At 38.4% G+C, this 9,998-nt stretch carries 6 protein-coding genes and 6 pseudogenes; 7 read left to right on the top strand and 5 right to left on the bottom strand.

Features of this window, described 5'->3' with window-relative positions; all coding sequences use genetic code 11:
* Window positions 1–257: 257 nt before the first annotated feature.
* Window positions 258–659: a pyridoxamine 5'-phosphate oxidase family protein gene (locus AZ602_RS09525; protein WP_103034695.1), complete on the top strand. Its 402-nt coding sequence runs from the start codon at window positions 258–260 to the stop codon at window positions 657–659.
* A gap of 157 nt (window positions 660–816) precedes the next feature.
* On the opposite strand, the pseudogene AZ602_RS10420 reads toward AZ602_RS09525, so the two are convergent.
* A pseudogene (locus AZ602_RS10420) lies at window positions 817–1,035 on the bottom strand (ATP-binding protein); the annotation flags it as partial.
* 177 nt (window positions 1,036–1,212) lie between these two features.
* On the opposite strand from AZ602_RS10420, the pseudogene AZ602_RS10415 reads away from it, so the two are divergent.
* The 4 pseudogenes from AZ602_RS10415 to AZ602_RS09495 all read left to right on the top strand — a co-directional run.
* Window positions 1,213–1,344: pseudogene (locus AZ602_RS10415) on the top strand (HTH domain-containing protein); the annotation flags it as partial.
* 75 nt (window positions 1,345–1,419) lie between these two features.
* Window positions 1,420–2,165: pseudogene (locus AZ602_RS10410) on the top strand (helix-turn-helix transcriptional regulator).
* Between the two features lie 110 nt (window positions 2,166–2,275).
* A pseudogene (locus AZ602_RS09500) lies at window positions 2,276–2,416 on the top strand (riboflavin biosynthesis protein RibD); the annotation flags it as partial.
* Between the two features lie 73 nt (window positions 2,417–2,489).
* A pseudogene (locus AZ602_RS09495) lies at window positions 2,490–2,924 on the top strand (IS6 family transposase); the annotation flags it as partial.
* Window positions 2,925–3,001: 77 nt separating this feature from the next.
* Here AZ602_RS09495 and AZ602_RS09490 read toward each other — a convergent pair.
* Both AZ602_RS09490 and AZ602_RS09485 read right to left on the bottom strand, forming a co-directional pair.
* Entirely contained in the window at window positions 3,002–6,046 is a 3,045-nt protein-coding gene (locus tag AZ602_RS09490) for a Tn3 family transposase (RefSeq protein ID WP_255409098.1), read from the bottom strand.
* Window positions 5,985–6,539, bottom strand: a complete 555-nt coding sequence (locus AZ602_RS09485; protein WP_018659525.1) for a recombinase family protein — start codon at window positions 6,537–6,539, stop codon at window positions 5,985–5,987. Before AZ602_RS09485 ends, AZ602_RS09490 begins: the two co-directional genes overlap by 62 nt.
* A gap of 365 nt (window positions 6,540–6,904) precedes the next feature.
* Here AZ602_RS09485 and aph(2'')-IIIa point away from each other — a divergent pair, with 365 nt between their 5' ends.
* Both aph(2'')-IIIa and AZ602_RS09475 read left to right on the top strand, forming a co-directional pair.
* Entirely contained in the window at window positions 6,905–7,825 is a 921-nt protein-coding gene (gene aph(2'')-IIIa / locus AZ602_RS09480; protein WP_103034692.1) for an aminoglycoside O-phosphotransferase APH(2'')-IIIa, read from the top strand.
* A gap of 203 nt (window positions 7,826–8,028) precedes the next feature.
* Window positions 8,029–8,304 (top strand): annotated as a pseudogene (locus tag AZ602_RS09475) (DDE-type integrase/transposase/recombinase); the annotation flags it as partial.
* Window positions 8,305–8,333: 29 nt separating this feature from the next.
* Here the strand turns inward: AZ602_RS09475 and AZ602_RS09470 are convergent.
* Window positions 8,334–8,708, bottom strand: coding sequence for a protein rep (locus AZ602_RS09470; RefSeq protein ID WP_199174119.1), 375 nt, complete (start codon window positions 8,706–8,708; stop codon window positions 8,334–8,336).
* A gap of 1,077 nt (window positions 8,709–9,785) precedes the next feature.
* Window positions 9,786–9,998 (bottom strand): hypothetical protein (locus tag AZ602_RS10220; RefSeq protein WP_227525215.1); only part of this gene is annotated, 213 nt, incomplete at its 5' end.

Raw genomic sequence — 9,998 nt, 5'->3', positions numbered from 1 at the left:
AGTTCTATATTAGAGATGTAAAGAGTTTTGGTGAAGAGGTTTGTGAGTATGGCTTTTATAACCAGGGTGCAATGAGAAGCACTAACAGCAGCTAGCTTAACAAGCCTCCCACACAGCCGACAAAGCATCGGCTGCGGGGCGGTATCTTCTGTGATACTTAGTATCATAAAAAATCGTACTTGAAAGATTTGATTAACGGTCGTATAATTGAACTGGTTCAAATAAATGACCAATAAATAATTAAGGAGATCATAACCATGACAAATGTTGAAAAAATCAGCGAGTTCCTAACACAGGCAAAAGTTTTCACCTTCCTTACCGTTGATAACGGCCAGCCCAAAGGTCGTCCTTTCAACTTCCATCTTGTAGATGGAGATCGTATTTACTTCGGAACAGGCACCTTCAAGAATTGCTTCAAGCAACTTAGCGCAGATCCCCATGTTGAAGTCATGGCTGTAAACGGCGGCAAGTTTATGCGCTATGACGGTCTTGCAAAGATCGTTAAGGATGATGCGCTTCTTGCAAAGGTTCATGAGGCTATGCCTCAGATCATGGAAACTTACGACAAAAACGGCTGGGAGATGGTGCTTTTCTATCTCGAGAACGGTCATGCTGAAATTCGCGGATCATTTGAAGTAGAGGAAGAGTTTGATGTGTAATGACTGATGAGTTTAAGTTTGACACATCACAGATAACCACGCTGGATGAACGTTTCGGCAAATGTCCTTATGCGACTGCGCTGCAAAAGTCAATATAAAAATGCAGGTTTTGGACAAAATAAGAATGTAGGTTTTCCTACATTTTTATTTTGTCTTTTTAATCATCATCAGTCATTAGCTGAAGCTGATCTTTTAATCTGTAGGAAGGACCATTAATGTTCAGTACCTGACTGTGGTGTAACAGTCTGTCAAGGAGTGCATTCGTAAGAACAGGATCTCCAAAAACCTCTGGCCATTTGGAGAATGTCAGGTTAGTCGTGATAAGGGTGCTGGACTTCTCATATCTCTTCGCAATGAGATTGAAGAAGAGATTGGCTGTAAATCCGTTTGTGAATGGCTGATCGATGCGCAAAACGGCACCTATGCCGATTATGGAATAGAACTTCTGGATAAAACCTACGAGAAGATAGCAGATTAAATACTTAGGAGAATGAACTGTCATAAGAACGCATAGGATATACTTTTTATGGAAGTCACAGAGGAGGAATAAAATTTGAACAGGATTAACAGAGTAACCTCTATTCTTATTCAGCTGCAATCAAAAAAAATAATTCCTGCCAAAGAAATTGCACAGCGATTTAATATAAGCTTAAGGACAGTTTACAGAGATATCCGGACACTTGAAGAAGCCGGAATACCAATTGGATCTGAGGCCGGAAAAGGATATTTTCTTGTAGAGGGCTTCCTACTTCCGCCGGTAATGTTTACAGCGGCGGAAGTGGGTGCATTGATTACAGCAGGGAAATTTTTAAATTGCCATGGAGATGAATCATTTATAAAGGATTTTGATTCAGCTATGTATAAAATCAAATCTATTTTGAAGCATGGTGAAAAAAACTATGCACAGGAGTTGGAGAACAGTATTAACGTGTACAGCACATATGGACAGAAAAATACATTGGCGGATAACGTTATTGCAGCAATTCAGACTGCAATCTGCAATAAAAGGGTAATATCAATTCAATATCCTGCATCAGGAGGGCAAGAACCGGAAAGCAGAATGATAGAGCCTATATCACTGGGGTTTTATGAACAGAACTGGTACTTAATCGGTTTTGCAGGCTAAGAAATGAATATAGGAATTTTCGTGTGGATCGGATTAAAAGCATTTGCATAGAAGAAGAGCTCTGTCAAAGCCATGATGGCTCTTTGGAACAAATATTAAAACAAATGCTTTCATATAAAAAACTATATAATGTAATTCTTAGAGCTGAAAAAGGGGAGACATACAATTCTATCAAGAACAGGTATTCTCTCGGCTTCCTTGAAGAAACCGATTTGGGAAGTAAAATGGAAATCGAATTCCAGACAGATTCCTTTGAGATATTGAGCAAGCAGCTGATTGAATATGGATCAGGCATTGAAATAGTCCAACCTGATGAATTAAAATGCATAACCCGTAAACACCTGGCACAAATTACGAATCACTGCCTAAACTTGATTTAGAGAAAGCGATTGGTCTGTTATGTATTTTTTGTAAGGTTTCATATCCCCTGCTGACATACAGCTGTCAGTGTATTATGATATTCTACTATCAAAAAGGAGGATTGAAAAATATGAAACCAAAGATAATTATGCACACACAAATTAGCCTTGATGGCCGCATTAAAGGCTTTGATAATCCGGAAGTTTACTACCAGGTTGCCGGGGGAATTCATTCGGATGCGGTGCTGTTTGGGTCCAATACTGTTTTTACGGTTCTGTTGCAAAGTTTTAAATCTACTATCAAATAAGGTAGAATAATAGAAAAAGATAGCAGGAGGAATGACGATGAATCATTTTAAAGGAAAGCAATTTCAGCAGGATGTGATTATTGTAGCCGTGGGCTACTATCTTCGTTATAACCTTAGCTATCGTGAAGTTCAAGAAATCTTATATGATCGTGGCATTAACGTTTCTCATACGACGATTTATCGTTGGGTGCAAGAATATGGCAAACTACTCTATCAAATTTGGAAAAAGAAAAATAAAAAATCCTTTTATTCATGGAAAATGGATGAAACGTACATCAAAATTAAAGGAAAATGGCATTATTTGTATCGAGCCATCGATGCAGATGGTTTAACCTTGGATATTTGGTTACGTAAAAAACGGGACACACAAGCAGCCTATGCTTTTCTTAAGCGGTTAGTGAAGCAGTTTGATGAACCGAAGGTTGTAGTCACAGATAAAGCCCCCTCTATTAGGGGTACTACCAACAAAAAGCGGAAAACATACGCTAAGCAAAATTCGACATAAAGAATGCCGATTTTTCCTACGCTAAGGAATTTTCGGATTTCATTTTATTGATTAAGAGGGCGCAGTGAATCTAAGCTTGTTATTTTCGTCATATCAAAGGTATATTCACCAAGAAAATTGATATGTTCCCATCCCAGAGGTGAAATGTGTTTTAATAGGTCCTCCCGTAAATTTCCTTTTTCCTTTAACAATTTCGTTGCTTCAGTTAGATATACGGTATTCCATACGCTAATTGCGTTAATTATAATGTTTAATGCACTTGCGCGCTGCAACTGATCCTGTAAACCTCTTTCCCGTAACTCGCCTCGTTTTCCGAAAAATAATGCTCTTGCCAAACCATTCATGGCTTCCCCTTTATTTAGTCCTCGCTGGATACGTCTACGTAATGTCTCACTAGATATATAATCTAGGATAAAAATAGTTTTTTCGATTCTTCCCATTTCCCGTAAAGCGGTGGCTAATTTGTTTTGTCTTGCATACGAACCTAACTTCCCCATAATAAGCGAACCGGATACTTTTCCCTCTCTAATAGAATGGGCTAATCGGAGCACGTCATCAAAGTTTTCCTGAATAACCTTTGTGTTAATCCGTCCACGAAGTAAGTTTTCCAATTTAGGAAAATCATTTGGTTTTTGAATTGTGTAAAGTTTAGCGTCAGCTAAATCACGAAGTCTTGGTGCAAATCGAAACCCCAACAAATGACTTAAACCGAAAACCTGATCGGTATAACCTGCTGTATCAGTATAATGCTCCTCAATATTTAACTCCGTTTCATGATGAAGTAATCCATCGATGACATGTACAGCATCTCTTGCGTTTGTATTAATGACTTTCGTATAAAAAGAAGAGAATTGATCACTTGTAAACCGATAAATGGTTGCACCTTTACCTGTACCATAATGAGGATTTGCTTCAGCGTGCAAAGATGATACACCAACCTGTACTCGCATTCCGTCAGATGAAGAAGTGGTACCATCACCCCAATATGAAGCAAGGGTTAATTTTTTCTGAAAATTTACCAATGTGGATTGCGCCCGACTAATAGCATCATCGTACAAACGCCATTGAGCAGCATTAGCCATTTGGTGATAAGTAATTCCAGGTGTAGCATCTGCCATTTTAGTCAAACCGATGTTAGTTCCCATTGCCATAAGTGCAGCCATCAGAATAGGATTTTCCTCTCCCTTTGGAGGTCTATTAGTGGAAGCGTGTACCAACATTTTATCAAATCCTGTCCAGTGGGCTACCTCCATTAAAAGATCAGTGAGCTTTACCTTTGGCAGCATATTATACAAGGATAGACTGAAGTTTCGTGCTTCTTCTGGAGTATCTTTTTCTAAACGATCTAGTCTAAGTTTAGATTTTTCGATGTTTACTCCTTCAAGATCATCAAGATTATTTGAAATCCATGTGAGTCGTTGAATTAGTGCCTTCCTTTGTTCTTCAAGATATACCTCAGCTGAGGAGCGAACTGCTAACTTAGTTTCTTCAAGATTTGTTGCTTTCCAGTCCTCTTTAGCAACAAGGTACTCTTCAAAGTCCTTATGTAGTCTGCTACCAACAACATATACGTCTCCAGAGCGAATATGATTTTTCAATTCTGTTAGGGCAGCCATTTCATAATAATGTCGATTTATTGTTCCTTCTTCATCATAAACATGTTTCTGCCAACGTTTTGGAACAAAATCTATCGGAGCCTCATCTGGTACTTTTCTTTTTCCAGATTCATTCATTTCTTTCAATGTTTCTAAAGCACGTATTAATGGCTCTGATGCTATTGTGGAACGAAACTCTAAAGACTTAAGAAGGGCAGGAGTATACTTTCTCAGATAAGTGAATCGATTTCCAAGCAAATCAAGATAATCATAGTCCATTGGTCGAGCTAATTTTTTCGCTTCTTCAACGGAGGTAATGATTTTATCCCATGGCATTACTTTTTCAATGGTGCTAAATGGATCGAGTCCTTCATCACGCGCTTGAATAAGCGCGGCTCCAATGTCTGCAAAATGAATAACTTTTTCATTAACTGCTTTTCCATTTTCCCTTTGCATTTCTTCTTGTGTTTTTCGACCTTTTGATTGTAAAATCATCATTTGCCTATCATGAATTTCAATTGCTTGGTCAATTAAGTCTTGGCTGAGTGTCACAAGGTATGCTACCAGAATGGCGTATTTCTTATTTTCTTTAAATCTGCGAAATGAATGAGGTTCATAACGTGCTCCAATACGTGATAATTGAAGCAATCGATTGGGATGCACTTCTTGTGTAATCATTGGAAGTTTCAAGTCCCTGATATATTCCAAACGCTTAATTACTTTTAAAAAGGCATCGGGTGACGATTGGCCAGGAAGTTCCCTTAACCATGCTAATGGAGTTTTCCTGTTTTCAACAAAGGGGTCGATAAGTGTCTCCAGTTTTTGTTTTTGCCAATTTGAAAGGGGTTTCATTAAGGATTTGAATATTTTTTCCTCTGCTCTCCGACGGGTTTCCCAAACAAGTCTTTCTATGGTGGTTATTCCAGGAAGTATTATTTTTTGATTCCGTAATTGTTCTTGAACTGTATGAAGTAGGTACATTGAATTTCCATTTTGCAAGGCATGTTGCATTAAAAACTGTGCAGTCTTACGATACTTACTTGGAGAGAAATTCTGATAACCAAATACTTGTCGAATTTCTTCCAAATGTTCATGTTTGGTTGGATCACGTTTAGCATATAAAGAAAAAGAATCGGGGTCAGCATTTATTTGCTTCGCTATATATTGAATTACCAAATCCGGTATAGGTTCAACATATGAGAGTGACCATCCAGGGTATCGTAAAACGCATAATTGGACGGCAAATCCTAAACGGTTATGATCCCTTCTGTGTCGATTAATAATTTCGAGATCATATTGCGAAAAAGTATAATAGATTTCTAATTCACGTTCGGTCATATCCAATGGTATTCGTACAAATTCTTCCCTTTGATCTGCTGTGAGTAATTCTTTTCCTCTAGATGCCATATTACCCCACCTTCGTAAAAAGTATTTATTTTTTTTCCAAATAGCGATAAATTGTTGTGCGGGATACACCCCATTTTTCAGCAACATCTTTAATCGGAGTGCCATTTTCAATTAGAGCTCTCATCATTTCAATATCTTTTGATCCATATTTCTCTGGGCGACCACCTAGTCGTCCACGCGCTCTTGCAGCTGCTCGTCCAGCAGCCGAGCGTTCCTCAATTAGATTACGCTCAAATTCTGCAAAAGCCGCAAATAAGTGAAACATCAATTGCCCCGTTGCGTTGCTTTTGTCCATAGTCAAGTTTTCCTGTAGACTGTGGAATCCTATTCCTCGTTCATTCAAAGTATTTACGATTTGTATTAAGTCCTGCATGTTTCGACCGAGACGATCTAATCGCCAAACGACAATTGTATCCCCCTCGCGTACATACTGGAGCGCCTCTTCTAAACCGGGACGTTTTTTCTTCGCCCCGCTCATTTTATCGTGGAAAATTTTCGTACAACCATGTTGGGCTAACGCATCTGTTTGTAAATCCAAGTTTTGTAATCCCGTTGATACACGTGCGTATCCAATAAACACAAAAATCACTCTTTCTCTATTATTCCTTTTGCTTCATTGTAACATAAGTTAAATAATAATAGGTTAGTAGACATAGATTAATGTACAGAGATATGTTATATTTAAAGCGTTAAAAGACACTTCCTAAAAGGGAAAAAGTTGTATGTACAGAAAAGGGAGAGTTTTGGAACAAACAGTAGCACCCACGATTGTCAAAGGTTATTATATGATAAAGTGTAAATGCTGAATTGCGGAATCTGATCCATGGATTGAAATAATAAATAGCCAATGATCGTTCTTTCAACTTTATTCAGCAATCGGGCCATATTGTAGAGTAAGACTTATTAAACTAAGCAGGAGAGCTGCATAATGAGATAGGAGAATAAATGAAACAAAATAAACTTCACTATACCACAATGATAATGACTCAGTTCCCAGATATAAGCATACAATCCGTCGAGTCGCTTGGTGAGGGCTTTAGGAATTACGCGATCCTCGTCAATGGAGATTGGGTTTTTCGTTTTCCCAAGAGTCAACAAGGTGCAGACGAATTGAACAAAGAAATCCAATTGCTACCTCTGTTGGTCGGTTGTGTTAAGGTGAATATTCCACAGTATGTATATATCGGAAAGCAAAGTGATGGAAATCCCTTCGTGGGCTACCGTAAAGTCCAAGGCCAAATCTTGGGTGAAGACGGGATGGCCGTTTTTCCCGATGATGCAAAAGATCGACTGGCGCTGCAACTTGCTGAGTTCATGAATGAGCTAAGCGCATTTCCTGTTGAAACTGCCATATCAGCCGGGGTTCCTGTTACAAACCTGAAAAATAAAATTCTCTTGCTATCGGAAGCTGTGGAGGATCAGGTGTTCCCTCTTCTTGATGAGTCTTTAAGGGACTATCTCACGCTGCGCTTCCAATCCTATATGACTCATCCGGTATATACACGATATACGCCGAGACTAATTCACGGCGATTTGTCACCTGATCATTTTTTGACGAATTTGAATTCACGTCAGACCCCATTAACAGGCATTATCGATTTTGGTGATGCCGCAATAAGTGATCCCGATTATGATTATGTATACCTTTTGGAAGATTGCGGCGAGCTGTTTACTCGGCAAGTGATGGCTTATAGAGGCGAGGTTGACTTGGATACTCACATCAGAAAAGTCTCCTTGTTCGTAACGTTCGATCAAGTCAGTTACCTGTTAGAAGGCTTAAGGGCAAGGGATCAGGACTGGATTTCTGAAGGGTTAGAGCTTTTGGAAGAGGATAAGGCCAACAATTTTGGTGCGAACAGTGCTTAATGATTCCTTTCAGATAATATTAGGAGAGGAAATCGCTATCTTCCACAAACGGGCGCGATTGTGGAAGACCAAAAGCCTAATTTCCCCTTCAATTTAGCAGGGATTAGGCTTTTTTATCTTTCAAAATCCTTAGCGTAGGAAAAATCGGCTTTCTTTATGTCGAATTTTGCTTAGCGTATGTTTTCCGCTTTTTGTTGGTAGTACCCTCTATTACAAGTGCCTTTAAGAAACTAAAAGAGTACGGCTTTTATCAAGGGACAGAACATCGTACCATTAAATACCTGAATAATTTGATTAAATAAGACCATCGTCCAGTAAAGAGACGCAATAAATTCTATCGAAGTTTACGCACTGCCTCTACCACGATTAAAGGCATGGAAGCCATCCGAGGATTATATAAGAAAACCCGAAAAGAAGGCACTCTCTTCGGGTTTTCGGTCTGTACTGAAATCAAGGTATTATTGGGAATCCCAGCTTAAATCATAGATACCGTAAGGGATTTTATTCTTTATTTAAAACTTTGCAACAGAACCACATTTTTTACGGTCAAAGTCAAGAATATAAACTTCGCTTTTGGCTCTCTTTCCCTTGCTACATCAATGATTTGTCCCAGTTGTACCCCATATTTCATACTTCTTCTCCAATTGCAAATAGGACATAGCTTTGATTTACAAAACCACGCTTGCTTTAATTTCAAATTTCCATCAGGTCCTTGCATAAATCTCAACACTTCAGCACACTGATAAACATTTGTAAAAGTCTTATATCCCAACGTTTCCAAGCGTCTTGCATACTCAGCATTTTGCAATTTACGCTCTTTCCATTTTCTGTCTTTCCCTGTTTTACTAATATCTTTGAATTCTTGATTTTCTAAAAATTCCATGCTACACTGATCTCAGTTAAACACAACAAAATTGTCCTTGAATAACCCTTTCTGTAGATTTGTATTCTTTTCTAAATTACCCAATCAAAAGTATACATCTACCTTTGAGGTTTTTCAAGGGCTTTTTTTTATGTAAAAACCCTTGTGTATCAACGGTTAGACAGCTGGATAAGCCATGATTTTAGCATGAGAGTTATTTCTATATAGTATATATAGTATCAAGAGAAGAAGAAAACCGCTCAAAGCCTTGCGACACAAGGAGTTTAGAGCACGCACCAAAGCGAATTTTTAAATCATGGGGGAACTTTTGAAAAAGTACCCCCAAACCCCCTCAAAACTTTCAAAATTCCACTGCGTTTGGCGAGCAAAAAAATGCAGTGGCTTTTTTTGCCTTGCACTAGGATTTAATAACTTTGTTCGTCAAGTCGGAAGTTGGCTAAGTAGCAGTAATGCAGACAAGCTGCAAACTGCCACTAAGTCATTGCCGACTTGACAAACTCATGTGCTTTCCGCCTATTTTTTGTGTGTGGTGCTCCACACACTATGCTTGCACGGGAAGCAAAATCAATTTTAAGACGCCTATTTTGACGTTTTAGCGGTCTTAAGATTTTAGTCCTAGTAAAACCCCAAATGAAAAACTAGACGTCTTAGAACGAATTTTAGAGCCCTATTTTGACGTTTAAGAGCCGTTTTAAATTACAGACCTACAAAACCCATAGAAAAACTCTAAAACCGCTCAAAACAATTCTCTGCCCCCTTTTTTCGTGTGGTGCCGGCACCACACTATGCTTGCCAGGGCAGAGAAAAAGGTGTTAGCGAGCATAGTATTAGCCCGGGCAAATACGGTTTTTAATCAAAAAGCAAAAATTAAAAAACAAAAAATTTACCAACTACCCAAAAATCAAAATTCTAAATCTTAACCAAAATCTAAAATGCAAAAAATGAAAATGACATAGAGTAACGTTTTTGTAGTTTTGACATTCGCTCCGCTACTATCAAAACTACTCCAACGCAAACCAAAGCAAGAGCAACTCACAATTTCAAAAACAAAAATTTTAGCGAGTAAAATATAGCACACTATACTTTATATTCATAAAGTGTGTGCTCTGCGAGGCTGTCGGCAGTGCCGACCAAAACCATAAAACCTTTAAGACCTTTCTTTTTTTTACGAGCTGAATTTACAATCCAAGTGCAACAAAAAAAGAAGTACTCATCAACTAGAATATAATTTTGTTTCCACACAAAAACCACTTCCAAATGATGAGTACTTCCTACCGACATCTTACAATA

The organism is Moraxella sp. RCAD0137 (genome assembly GCF_002894025.1).
Taxonomy (GTDB): Bacteria; Pseudomonadota; Gammaproteobacteria; order Pseudomonadales; family Moraxellaceae; genus Moraxella; species Moraxella porci.
The sequence above is the reverse complement of the archived record's forward strand: the minus strand, read 5'-3'. Positions and strand labels throughout refer to the sequence as shown.

Bases quoted from the DNA above. Each gene is read 5' to 3' on its own strand.
- AZ602_RS09470 (WP_199174119.1), bottom strand. From the start codon at position 8,708: ATGGAATTTTTAGAAAATCAAGAATTCAAAGATATTAGTAAAACAGGG.
- AZ602_RS09490 (WP_255409098.1), bottom strand. From the start codon at position 6,046: ATGTTGCTGAAAAATGGGGTGTATCCCGCACAACAATTTATCGCTATT.
- AZ602_RS09525 (WP_103034695.1), top strand. From the start codon at position 258: ATGACAAATGTTGAAAAAATCAGCGAGTTCCTAACACAGGCAAAAGTT.